This window comes from Nocardia sp. NPDC004340, from assembly GCF_053602575.1.
Genome location: NZ_JBSGDW010000006.1, coordinates 193,108 through 214,309, shown reverse-complemented (window position 1 = coordinate 214,309; position 21,202 = coordinate 193,108). Strand labels below are relative to the sequence as shown.

Sequence of the window (21,202 nt, the reverse complement as noted above, 5' to 3'; positions counted from 1 at the left end):
CCAGGCCCTCGGGATCCCAGAATCACGGGGATTCCAACCGGTGACCGGCCGGGCCGGGAACGGCACAGTCGGACAGGTGGCGCTCGAAAGGCCCTCGGCCGCCACGGTCCCCGTCCCGTTCGCCCGAGGGGTGCTTCGTGTCCTCCATTGCCGTGCAGGTCCAGCCCGTCGTGGGCCGGCCACGCCTGCCGAACGTTTCCGTCCTGGCCCGCTTCGTCGCGCCGCTGCTGGTGGTCGTGGCCTGGCAGCTGACCAGTGCGACCGGGGTGCTGCCCGAGCGACTGCTCGCCTCCCCGGTGACGGTCGTCGAGACGGCGGTGGACTTGATCAAGGACGGCACGCTGACCAAGGCCGTGTCGGTGTCCTCGAGTCGTGCGGCGCTGGGCTTCGCCATCGGCGCGGCCGCCGGTATCGCGCTGGCGCTGGTGGCCGGACTGAGCCGAGCGGGGGAGTACCTCGTCGACCCGCTCATGCAGATGCTGCGGACGCTGCCGTTCTACGGCCTGATCCCGCTGTTCATCCTGTGGTTCGGCATCGGTGAGCTGCCCAAGATCGTGCTGGTCGCCTTCGGCGTCGCGATTCCCCTGTACCTCAACACCTTCGCGGGCATCCGCAGCGTGGACGGCAAACTGGCCGAGCTCGCGCAGGTGCAGCGGCTCAGCCGCGCGGGACTGATCCGGCACATCGTGCTGCCGGGCGCGCTGCCCCAGACCCTGGTCGGGTTGCGGCAGTCGCTGGGCGTGGCCTGGCTGGCGCTGATCGTGGCCGAACAGGTGAATGCCGATGCGGGCCTGGGCTTCATGATCAACGACGCCCGCGAATTCCTGCGCACCGACGTGATCGTGGTCGGGCTGCTCGTCTACAGCGTGCTCGGGCTGCTCACCGACGCACTCGTCCGTTCGATCGAGAGGAGAGCGCTGTCATGGCGACGCGGCTTCCTGGCACCCTGACCGATTCGGTCATCGCGGAGACCCTGGCCGGACTGGAGGAGACCGTCCGCGCGGAGGCTCCCGCGGTCGTCCGGACCCCGGCGACCACCACCCCGGTCGTGCGAATTCGCGGTCTGGTCAAGGACTTCGGCGCACGCCGAGTCCTGCACGGCCTGGATCTCGACATCCGCCCCGGCGAGTTCGTGGCCCTGCTGGGCCGCAGCGGCTCCGGAAAATCCACCCTGCTGCGCGCGCTGGCCGGCCTCGATCGGGAGACCGAGGGCGAGCTCTCCGTCACCGGCGAGGTCGCGGTCGCCTTCCAGGAACCGCGGCTGGTCCCGTGGAAACGGGTGCGCGACAACGTGGTCCTCGGCCTGCGCCGCGCCGACTCCAAGGCGGCGGCCGCGGCCGCGCTGGCCGAGGTCGGACTCGCCGAGCGTGGCGAGGCCTGGCCGCTGACCCTCTCCGGCGGCGAGGCCCAGCGCGCCTCGCTGGCCCGCGCCCTGGTCCGGGAACCGGACCTGCTGCTGCTCGACGAGCCCTTCAGCGCTCTGGACGCCTTGACCCGCATCACGATTCACGGCCTGGTACTGGACCTGTGGGCCCGGCACCGGCCCGGTGTTCTGCTGGTCACCCACGATGTGGACGAGGCGCTGCTGCTGGCCGACCGCGCCCTGGTGCTCGACGGCGGGCGCATCGGCCGCGAGCTGCCCATCGACCTGCCGCGCCCCCGGCGGCGCGACCACTCCGAATTCCAGGCGCTGCGAGCGGAACTGCTCGCCGAGCTGGGCGTCACCCCGGAAGGAACCACCGAATGAAGACCAAGCGCCTGTTCGCCGCCCTGGCGGTCGCCGCGACCCTCGCGGGCGCGGCGTGCTCCTCGGGCAATGACGACACCAAGGGCGTGAACGCGGACGGTTCGGTGGATCTGTCCCAGGTGACCCTGCACGTCGGCGACCAGAAGGGCCTGGCGCTGCAAGCCCAGCTGGAGGTGTCGGGGGAGAGTAAGAATCTGCCGTACAAGATCGAATGGTCCACCTTCACCGCCGGACCGCCGCTGCTGGAGGGCATCAACTCCGGATCGGTCGACTTCGGTGGCGTCGGTGACGCGCCGCCGGTGTTCGCGGCGGCCGCCAAATCGCAGATCAAGATCGTGGGCTCCTACGACTCCGGCGTCGCCGCGAACGCCGTGATCGTGCCCAAGGATTCGGCCATCAAGGACCCGAAGGACCTGCGCGGCAAGAAGATCGCGGTCACCAAGGGCAGCTCCGCGCACTACCACCTGCTGTCGGTGCTGACCAAGAACGGGCTCGGCTTCAGCGATATCGAGCCGCAGTACCTGCAGCCCGCCGACGCGCTCGCGGCCCTGTCCACCGGCCGTGTCGACGCCTGGGCGGTGTGGGACCCGTATGCCGCGCAGGCCGAGATCGGCGGGGCCCGCGTGCTGGTCGACGGCACCGGCTACGTGAAGCCGGACAGCTTCTACGTCGCCGGCTCGAAGACGTTGCAGAACAAGGCGAATGCCGCCGCCGTACGGGATCTGCTGGAACGGCTGCGGCGGGCGCACGTGTGGATCACCGGGCACCGCGAGGAGTGGGCCAAGCAGTCCTCCGGCATCACCGGCGTGCCCTACGACGTCACCCTACTGGCCGTGAATCGCGCCAACTACCAGGACCATCCGCTCGATGAGGCGACGATCGCCGCGGAACAGCAAGTGGCCGACGGCTTCGCCGACGCCAAGCTGATCCCCGGCAAGGTCCGGATCGCCGACTTCATCGACACCCGTTTCAACGACCGATTCACCTCCTAGGAGTCCCCGCATGAGCTTGTCGTTCCATTGGTTCCTGCCCACCTCCGGCGACTCCCGCGGCCTGGTGGTCGGCGGGCACGGCACCCCCATGTCCGGGGACCGGCCCGCCTCGCTGCACTACCTCAACCAGATCGCCGCGGCCGCCGAGAGCAATGGCTTCGAGGCCGTGCTCACCCCCACCGGCTCCTGGTGCGAGGACGCCTGGCTGACCACCGCCATGCTGGTCGAGACCACCGAGACGCTGAAGTTCCTGGTCGCGCTGCGGCCCGGCCTGATGAGCCCGACCCTGGCCGCGCAGATGGCGGGCACCTTCCAACGGCATTCGGCCGGACGACTGTTCCTCAATGTGGTGACCGGCGGCGAACCGCGTGAGCAGGCCGCCTACGGCGACTTCGCCGACAAGGAGTCCCGCTACGCGCGGACCGGCGAATTCCTGGATGTGGTGCGGGCGCTGTGGAATTCGCATGAGCCCGTCACCTTCCACGGCGAGCACATTCGCGTCGAGAACGCGCTGCTGAGCAACCGGCCCGACCCGGTGCCGCCGATCTTCTTCGGCGGGTCCTCGGGCCCGGCCGGACCGGTCGCGGCCCGCTACGCCGACACCTACCTGACCTGGGGTGAACCGGTCCTCGCGGTGAGCCGCAAACTGGACTGGATCCGCGGGCTGGCCGTCGACGCGGGCCGCAAGCTCGACTACGGGCTGCGCATCCACGTCATCACCCGTGACACCTCCGAGGAGGCGTGGGCGGTCGCCGACAAGCTGCTCGCCGGCATCGACCCCGCCGATATCGAACGCGTCCAGGCCGCCCTGGCGCAGAGCGAATCCGAGGGGCAGCGCCGCATGTCGGAACTGCACAACGGCAGCACCGACCGGCTCGAGATCGCCCCCAACCTGTGGGCGGGCGTCGGCCTGGTCCGCGGCGGCGCGGGCACCGCCCTGGTCGGCTCGCACGAAGAGGTGGCCGAGCGGCTCGTCGAGTACTCGAAGGCGGGCATCTCCCACTTCGTGCTCTCGGGCTACCCGCACCTGGAGGAGGCGTACTGGTTCGGTGAGGGCGTGCTGCCCATCCTGGAGCGAAAGGGCCTGTGGCAGCACCCGATCCGGCGTCCGTCCGTCCCCGCCGTGACCCCGTTCGCGAGCGCGTCCAGCAGCTAGACCGTTCGTCTCGACGGCCCCGCCCGAGCGGTGGGCGGTCGTCGGCGTGTGCGCGCTGGGCGGTGACGGCGGAATTCACCCCACCGTCGTGCGTGCGTCGACGGCGTCTGACACAGTCGACAACCATGAGCGGTCGGCGTGTTCTCGGTGTGTGCGCGACGGTGCTGAGCCTGGCCCTGGTGGCGGGGTGCGGGGGAGCGGAGGACACCGCGCCCGCGACTCCGAGCGCCGTGCCCCTGGTCTCGACGTCGGACCTGCCGCAGGCGAAACCCGGTGAGGTGCACCTGTTCGGCCTCAACGACCTGCACGGCAACCTCCAGCCGCCCGACGGATCCAATGGCAAGGTGGGCGCGTATCAGGCCGGGGGAGCGGTGTATCTGGCCGCGCACCTGGCCCGGTTGAAGGCGGCCTATCCGGACAGCGCGGTCCTCGCGTCCGGGGACGACGTGGGAGCGAGCCCGCTCATCTCGGCGCTGTTCCACGACGAGCCGACCATCGAGTTCCTCAATTCGGTCGGCGTCGCGGCCTCCTCGGTCGGGAATCACGAATTCGACCACGGCGTCGTCGAATTGCGCCGACTACAGCACGGCGGCTGCGCGCCGGACAGGTGCGGCCCGGGCGAGCCGTTCCCCGGAGCGAAGTTCGCGTACCTGGCCGCCAATGTCACCGACGCCGACGGACAACAGCCGCAGGGCTTGAAGCCGTGGACCATGCTGGAACTGGGCGGACACAAGATCGGTGTGGTCGGCGTCGTCACCCCCGACACCGCGAACATCGTCATGCCGGAAGGCATTCGCGGCTACCGCTTCGGCGACGAGGCCGACGCCATCAACAAATACGTGCCCGCCATGAAGGCCGCGGGCGCGGAAACCGTGGTGGCGCTGCTGCACGATGGCGGGACCCAGCAGACCCAGGGCCGACCGCTGGACTACAACGGCTGCGACGGCATCTCGGCGGGCGTGAAAGCCCTGGCGCACAAGGCCGATGCCGCTGTCTCGGTGATGCTCACCGCGCACAGTCACCAGGCCTACAACTGCACCCTCGACGGCAAAGTGGTCACCCAGGCCGCCTCCTACGGGCGCCTCGTCACCGATGTGACGCTGCGCTTCCATGACGGCAAGGTGGAGGCCTCGGCCGTCAACCGGGTCGTCACCCGCGACATCACCCCCGACCCGGCCACCGCGAAACTGGTGGACTTCTTCGCCGCGCAATCGAAACCGCGCGCCGAACGCGTCATCGGCTCGGCGGCCGCGCCCCTGCCCGCCGAACCCGCGCCCGCTGGGGACTCCCCGCTCGGCGACGTCATCGCCGACTCCATGCTCGACGCCATGGCCTCGGTGCGGGCGGTGGCCGCGTTCATGAACCCCGGCGGCGTCCGCGCGGGCCTGTCCGGCGGGAACATCACCTACGCGCAGGCATATACGGTGCAGCCGTTCGGCAATCAGGTGGTGGCCGTGACGCTGACCGGACAGCAGATCCTGAATCTGCTGGAACAGCAATGGGACAATGTGAGCAAGCCCGGCGTGCTGTCGGTCGCGGGCATCACCTACTCGTATTCCGACGCCGCGCCCAAGGGGCACAAGGTGATCGACGGCAGCGTCCGGGTGGCGGGGGAGCCGGTGAATCCGGTGGCGGTCTACCGGGTGTCGACCAACAGCTTCCTCGCCGCCGGCGGCGACGGCTTCTCGGTGTTCACGCAGAACACCGAAACCCTGGTCGGGCCCATCGATCTCGACGCCCTGGAGGCATACCTGCGGACCCGCGGCGCCGTCGCCCCGCCGGGGGGCCGGATCGAGAAGCGCTGACGCCCGGACTTATTGGCCCATCACGTATTTCACGGTCGGTCCGGCCGTCCAGCCGCCGTCCACGGCCAGTTCCGCGCCGGTGACGTAGGAGGCCGCGTCCGAGAGCAGGAAGACGATGGCCGCCGCGATCTCGTCGGCCTCGCCGACCCGGCCCATCGGAGTGTTCGGGTAGCCGCCCTCACCCTGCTGGATGCCGACCTGCGCGGTCATCGGCGTGTAGGTCATGCCCGGGTGCACCGAGTTCACTCGAATGCGATCGACGCCGTTCTCGATGGCGGCCACCTTGGACATGCCGCGCACCGCCCACTTGGACGCGCCGTAGCTGCCGGTGAGCGCGAGACCCATGAGCCCGGCCGCGGAGGAGATATTGACGATCGACCCGCCGCCCGCCTCCTTCAGCGCCGGAATGAAGGTCCGCATGCCGAGGAAGACGCCGACCAGGTTGATGTCGATGACCTTGCGGAAATGCTCGACCGACTCGTTCGCCAGCAGCTCGCCGGTGGAGATCCCGGCATTGTTGACCAGGCCGTTCACGGTCCCGCCGAAGGCGTCGCGGGCGGCGGCCGGCGCGGCCACCCAATCGGGCTCGGAGGTGACGTCGAGGTGCTGGTAGACGGCCTGCGCGCCGAGCTCGGCCGCGAGGGCCTCGCCGTCGTCGTCGAGGACGTCCGCGATCACGACATTGGCCCCGGCCCCGATCGCCTGCCGCGCGGTCTCGGCGCCGATGCCGCGGGCCGCGCCGGTGATCAGGATCGTCTTGCCGGACAGGTCGTGCATGGGAGGCTCCTTCCGAAGGATCCGGCGCGCAGGCACGGTGACCCGCTCACCGGTCACACACAGTTGGTTTGCTGAATATTGTCCAATGCGTTCCGGATTGGTCCGGAGTCGCACCCGAATCCATATTGTGGATATGTCAACCAATTCAACCGGGGGTCTGGTTCGGGTATTCCCCGACGGAGGTGGACCGGACCTCGGCACCATCGCGGTGGCCGACAACATGCGCAGGTGAAGAACGCCGCACAGCTCGTGGCGGCGGTGCGGTGGCGAGCCCCGGCACCCCGCCGTAGGGTGCGGGCGTGAACCGCGCGCCCGCCGCCCCGCTCGACACCGTCGCCGACCTCATGGCACTGCTCGCCGACTGCCACGACGCCTGGGACATGCCAGACCGCAGCGGGGATCCGGTCGACATCCTCGACCACGACCGGCAGTGCGCCGAACTGCTGCGCCGCGACCATCCCGCCGATGCGGAACTTCAGGTCGCCGGGCTGGTGCACGACATCGGGCACAAGCTGGTGCCCGGCGACGACGCGGGCCACGGGGAGCATGGCGCCGCTGCCGTCCGCGGCCTGCTGGGTGAACGCGTCGCACGGTTGGTCGAGCTGCACGTGGTCGCGAAACGGTATCTGGCAGCGACGGATTCGGCGCACGCCGCGGGCTTGTCGGAGTCCAGTCGGCGCACGTTGGTCGCGCAGGGTGGCCCGATGACCGCAGCCGAGACAGCCGCCTTCGAGCACGACCCCGATTTCGCGGCGGCCATCGCATTGCGCCGCGCGGACGACGCGGGCAAGGTCGTCGGGCTGACCGTGCGGCCGCTCGACTTCTGGCTGCCGGTCATCGAGCGCGTCGCCGCCGCTCGCTGACCCGTTCGTCCGACCTCTCCCCGCTCGTCGGGCCCCTGTGAGGTCTGTGCATAGACTCGATCTATGCCGTTGTCCCCCCGCGTCCCGGATCTGTCCGCGCTCGACCTGCTGCTCTCGGTGATCGAGCTGGGCAGTCTCGGGCGGGCGGCCAAAGCGCACGGGATCAGTCAACCGTCGGCCAGCTCGCGCATCCGCTACCTCGAGCAGCTGGTCGGCGTTCCGGTGCTGGAACGGACCACGCTCGGATCGCGGCCCACCGCGGCGGGGGCGCTGATCGCGGAATGGGCGCGGGACGTGGTGGACGCGGCCGCGCGCCTGGACGCCGGAATCGACAGCCTGCGCGCGCAACGTGATTCGCGGTTGCGGGTCGCGGCCAGTCAGACCGTGGCGGAGTACCTGTTCCCCAAATGGCTGATGGCCCTGCGCACGCGGATGCCGGACACTTCCATCGCCCTGGAATCGGGCAATTCGACCGAGGTGGCCAAGGCGGTGCTCGACGGCCGGGCCGGGATCGGATTCGTCGAGAGCCCGCACCTGCCCCGCGAGCTGGAAAGCCATGTGGTAGCGCGGGATCGGCTGGTCGTAGTGGTCGCGCCCGGCCACCCGTGGGCGCGGCGGCCGGAGATCGACGCCGCCGAACTGGCCCGCACCCCGCTCATCTACCGCGAGCCCGGCTCGGGCACCCGCACGTCGTTCGAGCGCGCCATGACCGCGGGTGTTCCGGGGTGGTGGCCGGAGATCGCGCTGGAGTTGTCCTCCACCACCGCCATCAAGACCGCGGTCGCCGACGGCCTCGCGCCCGCGGTGCTCAGTTCACTCGCGGTGGCGACCGAATTGGCCGACGGCATTCTGGTGTCGCCCGGGGTCGCCGGTCTGGATTTGGAACGCCAGTTGCGAGCGGTATGGCCGATCGGCCAGAAGCCGACGGGCCCGGCGCGTGACTTGTATGTCATTGCGAGCCGACCGATCTGAGGCATTCAGGGGAGTTTCCCTGTCACTTCGGGGAGATTTGTCCGAAGTGTTGACAGAGTGACGCCGATCACCTTAATGTTCCGGCGCAGGCGAACCCGATTTCCGGATGGCCATGTCTGCCTGCACATTCAAACTCTCTTTACAATGGCTTCGCTGAATTCGCAGCGCGAAGACACAAGTGCGCCAACGGCTCCCGCGCGTGTTACCAAAGGGTTATGGTCACGGAATGGTGCGAACCACCGCCGCTGCCGCAGACCCGGATGAGCCTGTCATCCCGGCTACTGCTGCGCGGCCAAAGCTAGAGGTTGTTCCCGAAACGCCCGACTCCGAAGCGTCACAGACCCACTCCTTCGGCGCACACGTCCTCAGCGCGGCCGATATCGAGCGACTCCCGTCCTCGGCCCGCCACCGCATCGCGGCCTTCATCCACCTGCAGGTGGCGACCCTCGAGGAGTGGCCCGAGCCGGTCCTGCCTCCGATCCCGGAGCTCGACGAGCTCTGACGGAAGCCGGCCGGTCGCGGAGGTCCCGCGCCGGCCGCTGTGCGGGCTGTTCGACGGCCTGTCCGGTCCGGCTGCCGATGGCCCGATCGCGTTGTGTTCACCTTCTGGACACTTTCAATCCATTCAGGTGAATAGCGGAATACCTTGGCGCACAACGAGACACCTAGAAGACATCTCGTTTGTGTTACGAGTCACTTATGGCAAATATGCATTGCCGATGCGCTGAGAACCAACTTAGAGTCTGCTTGTCAGTAACTGATCCTGCGATGAGTTCTTTTTCCGCGGGCATACTCAATCGAGGTAAATCACATGCGCAAGAGCGGAATCGCGGCGGTCACCGCATTGGTGGCCACCGTCACGGCAATCACCGCAGGTACGGCAAATGCCCAGCCCGAAACGGGTGACGTGGGCGCCATTCACTACTCGGCGTCCGCCACCGACCGATCGGCCATCATTTCCACCGATATCGGCACGATGAATGTCGAGAACGGCGTCTTCAAGATCAAAGCCGCCGATGGCACGGTGGTAGCCGGAACCGAACTGACTTTCCGGGTGGACGATTTCGTGTTCCCGATCGCGGCCGAAATCCGGAACCGCACGGTCACGCTGACGCCGCAATTCGATCTGGGCCACGCGGCCTATCACCCGGTCGCGCTCCCGTTCGAGGACACCGCGCCCTGGAAGACCCCCTACGACCGCGAGCAGGCGGCGTGGAACCGCATGAAGGACACCATCTCCGTCGGCGCCACCATCGGCACCCTGGTCGGCGGCATCGGCGGCGCGGCCGTGGGCTGCGCCCTGGGCGGCATCGCGGTCGGCGGCGGCGCCACGCTGGCCACCGGCATCATCGGCGGCCTGTTCTCGTTCCTGCCGGGTGCGGTCGTGGGCTGCCTCGCGGGCGCCGCGGCCATGGGCGCGCTCGGCGCTGTCGGCGGTTTGATCCTGGTGACCGCCCCGGTGGCCATCGCCGCCGCGATCCAGTACTTCACCACCATCAACCAGCCGTTCACCCCGGCTCCGGCCCCGGCGAAGTAGCCCGGGACCCGAGGACCGTGGGGTCGTGGCCGGTCAGCCGGTCACGACTCCAGGCTCTCGAGGCCCTCGCCCTTGCGGACCTGCCACGAGCTGAGCTGGCGTCCCCGCCACTCACCGTGGACCAGGGGATTGTGCCCGTGCCGTCCGCTCTTCTGTTCCCGCCGGAATTCGCGGAAGTACTCGAACCGAATCCACAGCAGACCCGAAACGATAAGCACCGCAGCGACAATCGCCCCGATTATGGTCCAGCCGTAGAACTTGGACGCGGCCGCCACGATCGTCATCCCGAGCACCGCGATTCCGAGCAGGCACATAATCAGCGCCGGCCCTTCCCGCGGATCCTCGATAGCGTCGCCGGGATGCGGATGCCAGTGTTCGCCGTTGGCTTCGACCGCCGTCACCCTGACCATGTCCCTACCTCCCTCGAGCAGCGGAAATTCCTGTCTTCTCTCCAGAATGCACCTGCCGACGGGGCTACGCGAGAGCAATTGCCGGAAAACTCGAACTCCGCGCGGGAGACAATTGTCAGCCCCCTTTTCGGGAAAATGAAAGCGCCCGCCGCGCAGGGCATCTGGCGTGCGCCTCGCACCATTCGCTCGGGAATCCAGCGCTGTTGGTTCCTCACCTCTTGGCCGGAGCTGGCGCGATGAGAACCCCCGCGTGGCTGCTCGAGGTGGGCGGCTCGTCCGCATCCCGCTGATCCCGGTCGTTATGTACCTCGTGTTGTGCCCGGTCATGGCGCTGATGTCGGCGCGGCACGGATTCGGTTCGCCCGACGGCATGGGTCTCGGCTACCTCGCCGTGGCCGCGATCCTGATGGCGTTGCGCGTGATCGTGCTGGTCATCGTCCCGGCCTGTCTCGTCTACCGCCTCGTGGTCGCCCGGCTGCCGGGCGGTGGTCGGTAGGGGTCCGTGGGTGTTCTCCGTGGTCGGTTCCGTGGTCACCACGGATGTCGCCGGCCGGTCCGAAATTTAGCGTTATAGCCATGACGAACACCGCTTCCGCCGCCGCTTCCACCGCCCTCGACGTGACCCTCGAGGCCACCGACCCCACCGCTGTCGCCGCCGCCTACGAGGCCGCTTTCGGTCTCGGCGACCAGCTCTCCTTCGCTCCCGTGTCGGCCCCGTCGGAGGGCTTCCGCGGATTCATCATGTCGCTGGTCGTCGCCCAGCCCGGCAATGCCGACAGCCTCATCGCCAGCGCCCTCCAGCACGGCTTCACCGTGATCAAGCCCGCCAAGAAGAGCTTCTGGGGCTACGGCGGCGTGATCCAGGGCCCCGACGGCACCATCTGGAAGGTCACCACCTCCGAGAAGAAGAACACCGCCCCCGTGACCCGCGAGGTCGACAGCGTCGTCCTGCTCCTCGGCGTCGACGACGTGAAGGCCAGCAAGCAGTTCTACGTCGATCGCGGCCTGACCGTCTCCAAGAGCTTCGGCGGCAAGTACGCCGAATTCGACCTCCCCGAGTCCCCGATCAAGCTCGCCCTCTACCCCCGCAAGGCCGCCGCCAAGGAGGCCGGCGTCCCCGTCACCGGCTCCGGCTCGCACGGCCTCGTCGTCACCGGCCCCCTCGGCGCCTTCGCCGACCCCGACGGCTTCGCCTGGGCCGCCGCCTGACGCCCCGCGAATCGCTGTGCGGTGCTGGGGTTTCGCGGGTGTTGATTGAACTCGGGGGCGGCGGCGTCGAAACTTGACTCTCGACTGTCGCTGGAGGTGAGGCTGGTGGGTTGGCGGAGAGCGCTCGGGCTGGTGAGCATCCTGACCGTGGGACTCGGAACCGCGGTCGCGGGGGTGGGAACGGCCGAGCAGCGCGGGTCCGGACCGCATAGCGAGGAATTCGCCAACCCAGTGGTCGCCGCGGGAGCCGACCCGAGCATGGCCTACTACCAAGGCCGGTTCTCTCTGGTGCAGGGGGACTTCTACAACGGCGACAATGTCGTCATCCGGACTTCGGACACGCTCGGCGGGCTGGGGAAGAGCGAGCCGAAGGTGGTGTGGGAGCACGGGGAGTGCCCGGGGGAGGCGTGCACGAAGATCTGGGCGCCGGAGTTGCAGCACATCGGGGATCGGTGGTGGATCTATTTCGCGGGGCAGGAGGACGACCGCAACGAGACGCATCGGATGTATGCGTTGCGGTCGGTGGGGGATGATCCGGCCGGGCCCTACGAGTACCTCGGGAAGATGAATCTGCCTGGGGGATGGGCGATCGACGGCACCTACATGCAGTATCAGAACGCCGGGTACTACCTGTGGTCGTGTCTGCGCGACCCGGAAGACACACGGGTGCAGGACATTTGCGCGGTGCGGATGTCGGATCCGATGACGCCGGTCGGTGAGCGGGTGAGTATCGCGACGCCGACCGCGGAGTGGGAGACCGTGCCGAACGACGCCGATCTGAAGATCAACGAGGCGCCCGAGGCGCTCATCGGCCCCGACGGCCGACTGTTCGTAACCTTCTCCGCCAACGCCAGTTTCGACGACACCTACCGGATCGGCCTGCTCGAACTGGCGAAGGGCGGCGATCCCATGAACCCGGCGGCCTGGACCAAATCCGGCGGCCCCCTCCTGCCGGGCGGCCCGGGAGCGATCGCGCCGGGCCACAATGGATTCCTCACCATCGACGGCCACCCGTGGATCACCTACCACGCCCGCCTGGAACCCGGCACCGGCTGGGAGGGCCGCAGTGTCCGCGTCCAGCCCATGAACTTCGGCCCCGACGGCCGCCCCCGCTTCGGCATGGCCTTCGGTCCCGACGCCCCGATCGTGATCGAGGGCCGGGACCCGGCCCAGCGTTAGCTACCCGGCATGATGGCCGTGATCGGCCGGTAAGCCCAGTTCAGCATGCGTGAGGCGTCATCCTTGGCGACCGCCCCGCTCCACGCCGAGCTGTGCAGCACCACACCGATCATCGGAATCCCCGCCCGCACCGTCTCGAACAGCAGGCACGCCCCCGCGGCGTCGGTCGACCCGGTCTTGATCCCGATCGCGCCCGGGTACTCCTTGAGCAGCTGATTCGTGGTCTCCCACACGTGATCCCGATTCCCCGCCGCCGCGGGCACGTGAAAACTCCGCGTCCCCGCGACTTCCCGGAACACCGGGTGCCCCATGGCCCGCAGCCCGAGCGCGATCAGATCGGCCGGCGTCGAGAACGTCGAACCGTCCTCCGGCACCGGCAACCCGCTCGGATCGGCGAAATACGTTGCCCCCAACCCCATCTGCCGAGCCGTATCGTTCATCCTCCCCAGAAACACATCCTGACCCGGCCCATAAGCCTCGGCGAGCGTATACGCCGCATCGCACCCCGACGGCAACATCAGCGCATACAGCAACTGCCGAGTACTGAGCACCTCTCCCGCCGCCAGACCCGCCGTACTCCCGTCATTCCGCGAGCAATACGAAATCGCCTCGGCGGGAACGGTGACGGCCCGATCCAAACTGTTCGCATTGATCACCACCATCGCCGTCATCACCTTCGCGATACTGGCGATCGGCACCGGCGTATTGGCCTCCCGAGACCACAACAACGTCCCGGTGAACCCATCCGCCACCGCCGCCCCCTGAGCCTGCACCCCCTCCGGCTCCCCATTCAGAAACGGCAACTGAATCTGCGGCGCGGCCCGCACCGGCGCAGCCCCCACCCCCTGACTCCCCGCCACCACCACAGCACCGACAACCACAGCTTGCAACACTCGGGCAAATGTCTGCATGGCGCCACATTCTGCCCCGCCACCCCCTCTACCAGCGGTATTTGGCCACCCGACGCGCATGCCTCCGTGTGCCTCATACGGATAGTGGTTCGTCTTGCTCAGAACAGCAGTGATTCCAGCTGCGCGGCACATGTCCGTGCAGCCTCGTCGAAGGTGGTCATGGCGTCCAAGCGGGTGGTCGATCCCGCCATGCAGAGGGCGGCCTCGGGAGTGCCGGATTCGTTGTGGATGGGATAGGCGAAGCAGGTCAGGCCCGGGAGCAGTTCGTCGACGGCGCGGGCGTGGCCGGTGGATCGGATGGCGGCGATGTCGGCAGCGAGGGCTGCGGGGGTGACCCGGGTGCCGGCGGTCAAGCGGGTGGGGGCCGGAACCAGGGTCGGCCAGTCGTTTCGGGTCGACAGCAGCAGTTTCCCCGCGGCGGAGGCATGCAGGTTCCGGGTCAGTTCTCGTTCGGCCGGCACCGGATGGTCCGGGTCCTGATTGATCACCTGAACTGTGCTGGCGCCGAAGCCGATCAAGTTCACCGCGAACCGGGTGGATGCGCGGAATTCGGCGAGGCATTGTCGTGCCGCCCGGGATACGGTCGGTGTGTTCAAGGCGGTCGCCAGCCCGCGCAGCCGCGCACCGAGACCGAAACCGCGCAGATCGGCCGTCCGTACCAGGTATTCGTCGGCGACCAAAGAATTGAGCAGCCGATACGCTGTCGCGGGCGGGAGTCCGAGGCGTTGCGCGATTTCCTTGGCGGTGATTCCCACACCGCATTCCGCCACGATCTCGATAATCGCGAGCGTATTGGTGACCGAAGTGCCGCGTGTGCTCATGGGCTACCGGAACAATGAGGTCAGCAACAGGTCGTCGCGCTGTGGTTCATCGAATATCCCGACACCGCGCAGCCGGTCCGGCGCGAATCGGCGCAGCGCGACAGCGAACGCGATGCCCGCCACCATGACCGCGACGTACATCGCCACCACCGCGACATTGCCCGGTTGCCCCGAGAACGCGGCCGTGACCATCAACAGCCCGATCATCGTCGCGGCGGTGCCACCGAGAATCGTCAGCGCCCGGCTCGATTCCCCGATGCGCCGCAGCAGTATCGGACCGGCCAGGCAGGCCAGGAGATACGAGCCCAGGTAACCGAAGGCGCTGAGGGTGAGGAACGAACGGATGGCGTCCTGCGGCGCCACGCCCGCCCACAGCACCGCGATCGCGCACCCGGTCACCACCGTCATGGACGCGGCGATGGCGGCGGCCGGGGTGTGGAAACGCGGATGCGCGTGCCCGGCCACACGAGGCGCGATGCCCTCCCGGCCCATCGTGAACAGCACGCGCACCAGGGCATTGATCGATGCCACGGTGCAGGCGAAGAACGAGGCCGCGACGCCGAGATCCAGGGCGACCGCGAGCAGCCGCGAATCATGGTGCAGGAGTAGATCGGACAATGGGGTGCCGCTGCCCGCCGCGGGATCCGCCGACAGCGCCACCGCCTCGGCGCCGACGGCGAGCAGGTAGATGACGCCCGCCGCCAGCGGTGTCCACAGCACAGTTCTCGGCACCGAGCGGAACGGGCGGAAGGACTCGGCGGACAGCGTGGTCGCGCTCTCGAAGCCGACGAACGCGCTGATCGCCACCACCGCGCTCATGGCGAGGTCCCCGGCGTCGCCGTGCCAGGACATGGCCTGGACCGGATCGATGCCGTGCCGCTCGGCGACGAGCAGATAGCCCAGGGCCGTCAGAATCGCCACCACCGAAACGCATTCGATGAGCAGGGTGGCGACCGCCGACGGCCGGATGCCCCGGGTCATCAGCACCATCGCGGTTACCGCCGCGGCGACCGACAGCAGCATCGTCACCGTGACCGGGACATCGATCCCGGCGAGCATCGCGACCCGGCCGAGATAGGTGCCGACCGCCACCAATCCCGCCACACTCACCGCGGCGTACCCGACGATCGCGGACCAGCCGACCGGGATCGCGCAGGTCGGCCCCACACTCTTGGCCGCGTAGGTGTACAGCCCACCGGTGACCGCGATCCGCTGTGCCATCGGCCGCACGACCAGGGCGACACACCAGGTCAGCAGGGCCGCGCCGAGGAAGGCCAGCACGCTCGGTCCACCGCCGACCGCGGCGATCACGAACGGCGGCGTGACCGCGGCAGTCCCGGCGGGCGCGATGGCCGCCACCGATTGCGCGAACACGGGGGCGAAGGCGAGCCGCCGCCGCCGGAGTCCGCTGATCGACGACCGTTCGACCACCAGCGGTGGCGTCGGCGTGGGTACGGTCAAACGGAAACAGCCTTTCTACTGCCGCCGCGGACCGGGCCTCGTCCGCGAAAGAGCCTCAGAGTAGCCAGGTGGTTGTAGCGAGGCTGTTACGTTCAGTTACTTTCGTATTTCCGCGCGTGAGAAAATTCTCCGCCGGAATTCTCATCGCCGGTTATCCGGGAACGGCGCTGCCGTAACAGAACCCGATTAGCGTCTGTCGCCATTGGAATTCAACGGCTTTCGAGCCGGGCGTGAGAGGGCGTTTCCCGCAATGACTTACCGTCAGCAGATCGGTGGACGGACATACGTGTTCGAGAGCCTGATCGACGTTCTGGCGAAGGCCGGCCCGGCCCGGTCCGGAGACGAATTGGCCGGGTGTGCGGCGGAATCGGATGCCGAGCGCGCCGCCGCGAAATGGGTGCTCGCCGATATTCCGCTGGCGGTGTTCCTGAACGAACCGGTGGTGCCCTATGAAACCGACGACGTCACCCGGCTCATCATCGACACCCACGATCGAGCCGCCTTCGCTCCCATCGCCCGGATGACCGTCGGCGAGTTCCGGGACTGGCTGCTCACCGAAGTGGCTTCGGGGACAGCCGAGTTCACGATCCCGGCCCTCGCGCGCGGCCTCACTCCGGAGATGGCGGCGGCGGTGTCGAAGCTCATGCGCAACCAGGACCTGATCACGGTCGCCCGGGTGCTGTCGCCGCAGGCGGCATTCCGCACCACCATCGGCGCGACGGGCCGGTTGGCGACCCGACTGCAGCCGAACCATCCCACCGACGATCCGCGCGGCATCGCGGCGGGCATACTCGACGGCCTGCTGCTCGGTTGCGGCGACGCGGTGGTCGGCATCAACCCCGCCTCCGACGATCCGGTCGCGATCGCCCGGCTGCTGCACCTGCTCGACGACGTCCGGTTGCGCTTCGACATTCCGATGCAGTCCTGTGTGCTCACCCACGCGACGACGACGCTGGAGCTGATCGAGCAAGGGGTGCCGGTCGATCTGGTGTTCCAGTCCATCGCCGGTACCCAGGCGGCCAACACCGGCTTCGGGATAACCCTGGACCTGCTGGCGGAAACCGCCGCGGCGGCAGGCGAATTGGGGCGCGGAACGGTCGGGCGCAACGTCATGTACTTCGAGACCGGCCAGGGCTCGGCGTTGTCAGCGGACGCGCACCGGGGCATGGGCGGGCAGGCGGTCGATCAGCAGACCCTGGAGGCCCGGGCATACGGCGTGGCGCGGGCTTTCGATCCGCTGCTGGTCAACACCGTCGTCGGATTCATCGGCCCGGAATATCTCTACAACGGCAAGCAGATCACCCGTGCGGGCCTGGAGGACAACTTCTGCGGCAAACTGCTCGGCCTGCCGATGGGGGTCGACGTCTGCTACACCAACCACGCCGAGGCCGACGGCGACGACATGGACCTGCTCGCGACCGCGCTGGCGGTGGCCGGGACCGCGTTCATGATCACCGTCCCGGGCTCCGACGACACCATGCTCGGGTATCAGAGCCTGTCCTTCCATGACGCGCTGTACCTGCGTCGCGTCTGCGGGCTGCGGCCCGCACCCGAATTCGAGGCGTGGCTGCAACGGATGGACATGGCCGACGACCGTGGTCGCGTGCTCCCCGCCGGACCGGCCGGATCTCCCTTGCGCGCGCTGGCGGCGAACCGATGACCCACCGGCGCATCGACGCGCCGCGATCCGCGCAACCCGGCACCCAGGACGACGAGACCGTCGACAGTCGCGATCCCTGGGATCGGATGCGGGCACACACCCTCGCCCGGATCGGGCTGCGCCGGGCCGGCGATACCCTCGCCACGCCGGAAGTACTGGCGCTCCACGCATCCCACGCGCTCGCCCGGGACGCGGTGCGGACGCCACTGGACGTGGCCGCCGTGCACACCGCCCTGAGCGAGCTGGAACTGGGCGCCCCCGTTCACGTGACCAGCGCCGCGGGCGACCGCGACGAGTACCTGCGCCGCCCCGATCTGGGCCGGATTCCGTCCGGACCGCTCGAATTCTCCTCCTTCGGAGCCGATCTGGCGCTGGTGGTGTGTGACGGGCTGTCTGCCACCGCGGTCGCCGCGCATGCCGCGGGGCTGTGTGCCGCGCTGGCCGAGGCGTTCGCGCCGGACTATTCCCTGGCGCCGCCGGTGATCGCCACCCAGGCGCGGGTGGCACTCGGCGACCACATCGGCCGAAACCTCGGTGCGCGAGCGGTATTGGTGGTGATCGGCGAGCGGCCCGGATTGTCGGTCACCGACAGCCTGGGCATCTATCTGACCTTCGCGCCGCGGCCCGGCCGCGCCGACTCCGAGCGCAACTGCATCTCCAATATCCGGCCGCCGCACGGTCTGAGCTATACCGATGCCGCCGCCGTCGCCCGAGACCTGGTCGACCAGATGTTCCGCGCCGGTCGCTCCGGCGTCTCGATCAAACCCCGAGCCTCTTCCATCCCGCTCCCGGGTCGGCCGCTCGGCATCCCGTCCGACAGCGAAATTGTTTAGTAGAGAGAGTATTTCGATGACGCAGCAGATAACCCGTGCGATCGTGGACGGCGCGCCGACCACGTCGGATACGGTCGTCCACCGGCTCAAGCCCAATGCCATCGGACTGCTCGGCGTGGTGTTCATGGCCATCGCCACCGCCGCGCCGATCACCGCCATGACCGGCAACGTCCCGTTCATGATCTCCGCCGGCACCGGCAAGGGGACACCCGCGGCCTTCCTGATCGCCATGGTCGTGCTGGCCGTGTTCTCGGTGGGCTTCACCACGATGAGCAAGCACATCACCGCCACCGGCGCGTTCTACGGCTTCATCTCCCACGGCCTCGGCCGCACCATCGGTCTGGCCTCGGGCTTGCTGGCGGCTTTCGCCTACATGGTGTTCGAGCCCTCGCTGATCGGGATCTTCGCCAGCTTCGGCACCAATACCGTGCTCGCGCAGTTCGATACGCACATTCCCTGGTGGGTGTTCGCGATCGTGATGCTGGCGATCAACGCGGTCGGCACCTGGTTCGGAGTCGCGGTGGCCGAAAAGCTGCTGGTGATCCTGCTTTTCACCGAGATCACCGTGCTCGCGGTGATGGCCGTCTCGGTGGCGATCCACGGTGGCGGGCCGCACGGTTTCTCGCTGACGCCGCTCAACCCGGTCAACGCGTTCACGGGGCCTTCGGCGGGGCTGGGTCTGTTCTTCGCATTCTGGTCCTGGGTCGGTTTCGAGTCGACCGCCATGTACGGCGAGGAGTCCAAGAACCCCAAGAAGATCATCCCCAAGGCCACGATGATCGCCGTCCTCGGCGTCGGCGTCTTCTACGTGCTGGTGTCGTGGATGGCGATGTCCGGCAACGGTATCGACGAATCGGTGGCGCTGGCCGGCTCGGACAACCCGATGGCTGTGTTCTTCAACCCGACCACCACCTACGTAGGCCACTGGGCGGTCACCGCCATGCAATGGCTGATGATGACCGGTTCGCTGGCCTGCGGCATGGCCTTCCACAACTGCGCCGCCCGCTACCTGTACGCGCTCGGCCGCGAAGGCGTCCTGCCGGTGCTGCAGCGCACACTCGGCCGCACCCACCCGCGGCACGGATCGCCGCACATCGCCGGTCTGGTGCAGACGATCATCGCCGGACTGCTGATCGCGGGCTTCGGCATCGCGGGGAAGGATCCCTACACCGGCACCTACACGCTGCTCGCGATTCTGGGCACCATGGCGATCCTGGTCGTGCAATCGCTGTGCTCCTTCGCCGTCCTGGCCTACTTCCGCAACAACCACCCGGAGACCAGGCACTGGTTCAAGACCCTCGTCGCACCGCTGACCGGTGGGCTGGCGATGCTGGGGGTGGTGGCGCTGCTGGTGACCAACATGAGCACCGCGGCCGGTGCGGAATCCGGATCCCTGGTGTTGCGGGCCACGCCGTGGCTGGTCGGGCTGGTCGGCGCCGCCGGCATCGGCTACGCCCTCTATCTCAGGCTGCGCGATCCCGCCCGCTACGCCCTGCTCGGCCGGACCGTGCTCGAAGAATCTCACGAACGCTGAAGAAGCCCGGCCGATTACGGAAGGCGCACCTATGAAGACACGATCACTCGTGGCCGCGATCGGGGCAGTCGGCGCGCTGCTGTCACTGACCGCCTGCGGCTCCGACCCCGGCGGCGCCGTCGCGTCCCCGTGCCGAACCTTGGACGCCAGCCAGGCGTGGTACGGCACCAACAAGGACACCCTGTCGACCTTCATCGCCGCCACCGGAACCTGTGGCAAGAACACCGACGCGAAGCCCCTGGCCCTTTTCGACTGGGACAACACCCTGGTCAAGAACGACGCCGGCGAGGCCACCTTCTATTGGCTGCTCGCCCACGACAAGATCCTCCAACCCGTCGACTGGTCGGCCACCAGCCCGTACCTGACCCCGGCCGCGAGCGCCGCCCTGCACTCCGCCTGCGGCACCAGCGCACCGGGAACCCTCCTGCCCACCTCCACCAACACCGCCTGCGCCGACGAGATCCTCGCCATCGGCGACAACGGCAAAACCAAGTCCGGAGCCTCCGCCTTCGACGGCTACGACCACCGCCGACTCGAACCCGCCTATGCCTGGCAGGTCCAGCTCCTGGCCGGACACACCCCCGCCGAACTGACCGACTACGCCGGCCAGGCCCGCACCCAGAACCTCACCGCCCCGGAAGGCACCGAACAAGTGATTGGCACCACCAAGGTCGACGGCTGGGTCCGCTACTACCCGCAGCAACAGGACCTGGTCACAACATTGCAGGCCAACGGATTCGACGTCCGCATCGTCACCGCCTCGGCCGAGCCTGTGATCAAGGTCTGGTCACCCGAACTCGGTGTCCCCACGGACCACGTGATCGGCATCGTCCCCCTGACCGACCACGGCACCTACACCGGCCACCTGGCATCCTGCGGCGGCCTCGCCCCCGACCAGGTCATCACCTATATGGAGGGCAAACGCTGCGCAATCAACGAACGCATCTTCGGCATCGCCGGCCCGGCCGCCTTCGACCGACAACCACCCGACAAACGCCCAGCCCTGGCAGCGGGCGACTCCGACACCGACGTAGTCTTCGTCGCCGACGCCACCGCCCTCCACCTGGTCATCAACCGCAACAAGACCGAACTCATGTGCCACGCCTACGCCAACCCCGACGGCAAATGGCTGATCAACCCGATGTTCATCAACCCCAAGAAGCACAAGGACCAGCCCTACCCCTGCGCGACAACGGGTTTCACCACCGCCTCCGGTGACCACAAACCCCTCACCCAAACCAACGGAACCGTCATCCCCGACCAACAGGACAGCGTCTACTGACTCGAAGACACATTCGCAGCACAACGGCCGGTGCCCTCGGAGGTCACCGGCCG

Annotated in this window: 21 protein-coding genes; 16 read left to right on the top strand and 5 right to left on the bottom strand. The window is 68.3% G+C overall.

What is annotated here, in order from left to right; all coding sequences use genetic code 11:
• Nucleotides 1–137: 137 nt before the first annotated feature.
• From ACWEOI_RS24935 to ACWEOI_RS24915, 5 genes are all read left to right on the top strand, one after another.
• Nucleotides 138–950, top strand: coding sequence for an ABC transporter permease (locus tag ACWEOI_RS24935; protein WP_452361174.1), 813 nt, complete (start codon nt 138–140; stop codon nt 948–950).
• The gene (locus tag ACWEOI_RS24930; RefSeq protein ID WP_452361173.1) at nt 923–1,747 is read left to right on the top strand and encodes an ABC transporter ATP-binding protein; all 825 of its coding nucleotides are present in this window, start codon (nt 923–925) and stop codon (nt 1,745–1,747) included. The genes ACWEOI_RS24935 and ACWEOI_RS24930 overlap by 28 nt, the downstream gene beginning before the upstream one ends.
• On the top strand, nt 1,744–2,739 hold the full coding sequence (locus ACWEOI_RS24925) for an ABC transporter substrate-binding protein (protein WP_452361172.1): 996 nt from the start codon (nt 1,744–1,746) through the stop codon (nt 2,737–2,739). Before ACWEOI_RS24930 ends, ACWEOI_RS24925 begins: the two co-directional genes overlap by 4 nt.
• Before the next feature lie 10 nt (nt 2,740–2,749).
• Complete coding sequence (locus ACWEOI_RS24920; RefSeq protein ID WP_433671593.1) at nt 2,750–3,895, top strand: LLM class flavin-dependent oxidoreductase; 1,146 nt, start codon at nt 2,750–2,752, stop codon at nt 3,893–3,895.
• A 125-nt stretch (nt 3,896–4,020) separates the two neighbouring features.
• Entirely contained in the window at nt 4,021–5,700 is a 1,680-nt protein-coding gene (locus tag ACWEOI_RS24915; protein WP_452361171.1) for a bifunctional metallophosphatase/5'-nucleotidase, read from the top strand.
• 9 nt (nt 5,701–5,709) lie between these two features.
• Here the strand turns inward: ACWEOI_RS24915 and ACWEOI_RS24910 are convergent, their stop codons facing one another.
• Nucleotides 5,710–6,477 carry a glucose 1-dehydrogenase gene (locus tag ACWEOI_RS24910; protein WP_452361170.1) on the bottom strand — a complete coding sequence of 256 codons (768 nt, stop codon included), beginning with the start codon at nt 6,475–6,477 and terminating at the stop codon, nt 5,710–5,712.
• A gap of 299 nt (nt 6,478–6,776) precedes the next feature.
• On the opposite strand from ACWEOI_RS24910, the gene ACWEOI_RS24905 reads away from it, so the two are divergent.
• From ACWEOI_RS24905 to ACWEOI_RS24890, 4 genes are all read left to right on the top strand, one after another.
• The gene (locus ACWEOI_RS24905; RefSeq protein ID WP_452361169.1) at nt 6,777–7,340 is read left to right on the top strand and encodes an HD domain-containing protein; all 564 of its coding nucleotides are present in this window, start codon (nt 6,777–6,779) and stop codon (nt 7,338–7,340) included.
• Between the two features lie 63 nt (nt 7,341–7,403).
• Nucleotides 7,404–8,312 carry a LysR family transcriptional regulator gene (locus ACWEOI_RS24900; protein WP_452361168.1) on the top strand — a complete coding sequence of 303 codons (909 nt, stop codon included), beginning with the start codon at nt 7,404–7,406 and terminating at the stop codon, nt 8,310–8,312.
• A gap of 226 nt (nt 8,313–8,538) precedes the next feature.
• Nucleotides 8,539–8,814 (top strand): hypothetical protein, encoded by a 276-nt coding sequence (locus tag ACWEOI_RS24895; RefSeq protein ID WP_433671598.1) that lies wholly within the window; start codon nt 8,539–8,541, stop codon nt 8,812–8,814.
• A 309-nt stretch (nt 8,815–9,123) separates the two neighbouring features.
• Nucleotides 9,124–9,849, top strand: a complete 726-nt coding sequence (locus tag ACWEOI_RS24890; RefSeq protein ID WP_452361167.1) for a hypothetical protein — start codon at nt 9,124–9,126, stop codon at nt 9,847–9,849.
• A 41-nt stretch (nt 9,850–9,890) separates the two neighbouring features.
• Here ACWEOI_RS24890 and ACWEOI_RS24885 read toward each other — a convergent pair whose 3' ends face one another.
• Nucleotides 9,891–10,259 carry a hypothetical protein gene (locus tag ACWEOI_RS24885; RefSeq protein ID WP_452361166.1) on the bottom strand — a complete coding sequence of 123 codons (369 nt, stop codon included), beginning with the start codon at nt 10,257–10,259 and terminating at the stop codon, nt 9,891–9,893.
• A 250-nt stretch (nt 10,260–10,509) separates the two neighbouring features.
• Here ACWEOI_RS24885 and ACWEOI_RS24880 point away from each other — a divergent pair, with 250 nt between their 5' ends.
• The 3 genes from ACWEOI_RS24880 (at nt 10,510) to ACWEOI_RS24870 (ending at nt 12,647) form a co-directional block, all read left to right on the top strand.
• Nucleotides 10,510–10,755 (top strand): hypothetical protein, encoded by a 246-nt coding sequence (locus ACWEOI_RS24880; RefSeq protein WP_452361165.1) that lies wholly within the window; start codon nt 10,510–10,512, stop codon nt 10,753–10,755.
• A gap of 80 nt (nt 10,756–10,835) precedes the next feature.
• Nucleotides 10,836–11,468, top strand: coding sequence for a glyoxalase (locus ACWEOI_RS24875; protein WP_452361164.1), 633 nt, complete (start codon nt 10,836–10,838; stop codon nt 11,466–11,468).
• A gap of 105 nt (nt 11,469–11,573) precedes the next feature.
• A complete protein-coding gene (locus ACWEOI_RS24870) occupies nt 11,574–12,647 on the top strand; it encodes a glycoside hydrolase family 43 protein (protein ID WP_452361163.1) in 1,074 nt (357 codons plus the stop codon).
• Here ACWEOI_RS24870 and ACWEOI_RS24865 read toward each other — a convergent pair.
• The 3 genes from ACWEOI_RS24865 to ACWEOI_RS24855 all read right to left on the bottom strand — a co-directional run bounded on the left by ACWEOI_RS24865 (nt 12,644) and on the right by ACWEOI_RS24855 (nt 15,840).
• Nucleotides 12,644–13,540, bottom strand: a complete 897-nt coding sequence (locus tag ACWEOI_RS24865) for a D-alanyl-D-alanine carboxypeptidase family protein (RefSeq protein ID WP_452361162.1) — start codon at nt 13,538–13,540, stop codon at nt 12,644–12,646. The genes ACWEOI_RS24870 and ACWEOI_RS24865 overlap by 4 nt on opposite strands.
• A 116-nt stretch (nt 13,541–13,656) precedes the next feature.
• Nucleotides 13,657–14,379 carry an IclR family transcriptional regulator gene (locus ACWEOI_RS24860; protein ID WP_452361161.1) on the bottom strand — a complete coding sequence of 241 codons (723 nt, stop codon included), beginning with the start codon at nt 14,377–14,379 and terminating at the stop codon, nt 13,657–13,659.
• 3 nt (nt 14,380–14,382) lie between these two features.
• Nucleotides 14,383–15,840, bottom strand: a complete 1,458-nt coding sequence (locus ACWEOI_RS24855; RefSeq protein ID WP_452361160.1) for an APC family permease — start codon at nt 15,838–15,840, stop codon at nt 14,383–14,385.
• Nucleotides 15,841–16,090: 250 nt separating this feature from the next.
• Between ACWEOI_RS24855 and ACWEOI_RS24850 the strand changes: the two genes are divergently transcribed.
• Genes ACWEOI_RS24850 through ACWEOI_RS24835 form a run of 4 tightly spaced genes read left to right on the top strand, consistent with a single transcriptional unit; the run spans nt 16,091 to nt 21,149 of the window.
• Complete coding sequence (locus ACWEOI_RS24850) at nt 16,091–17,500, top strand: ethanolamine ammonia-lyase subunit EutB (protein WP_452361159.1); 1,410 nt, start codon at nt 16,091–16,093, stop codon at nt 17,498–17,500.
• On the top strand, nt 17,497–18,333 hold the full coding sequence (eutC, locus tag ACWEOI_RS24845) for an ethanolamine ammonia-lyase subunit EutC (protein ID WP_452361158.1): 837 nt from the start codon (nt 17,497–17,499) through the stop codon (nt 18,331–18,333). The genes ACWEOI_RS24850 and eutC overlap by 4 nt, the downstream gene beginning before the upstream one ends.
• Nucleotides 18,334–18,349: 16 nt before the next feature.
• Nucleotides 18,350–19,867, top strand: coding sequence for an APC family permease (locus ACWEOI_RS24840; protein ID WP_452361157.1), 1,518 nt, complete (start codon nt 18,350–18,352; stop codon nt 19,865–19,867).
• 31 nt (nt 19,868–19,898) lie between these two features.
• Nucleotides 19,899–21,149, top strand: a complete 1,251-nt coding sequence (locus tag ACWEOI_RS24835) for an HAD family hydrolase (RefSeq protein ID WP_452361156.1) — start codon at nt 19,899–19,901, stop codon at nt 21,147–21,149.
• The last annotated feature ends 53 nt before the right edge of the window (nt 21,150–21,202 follow it).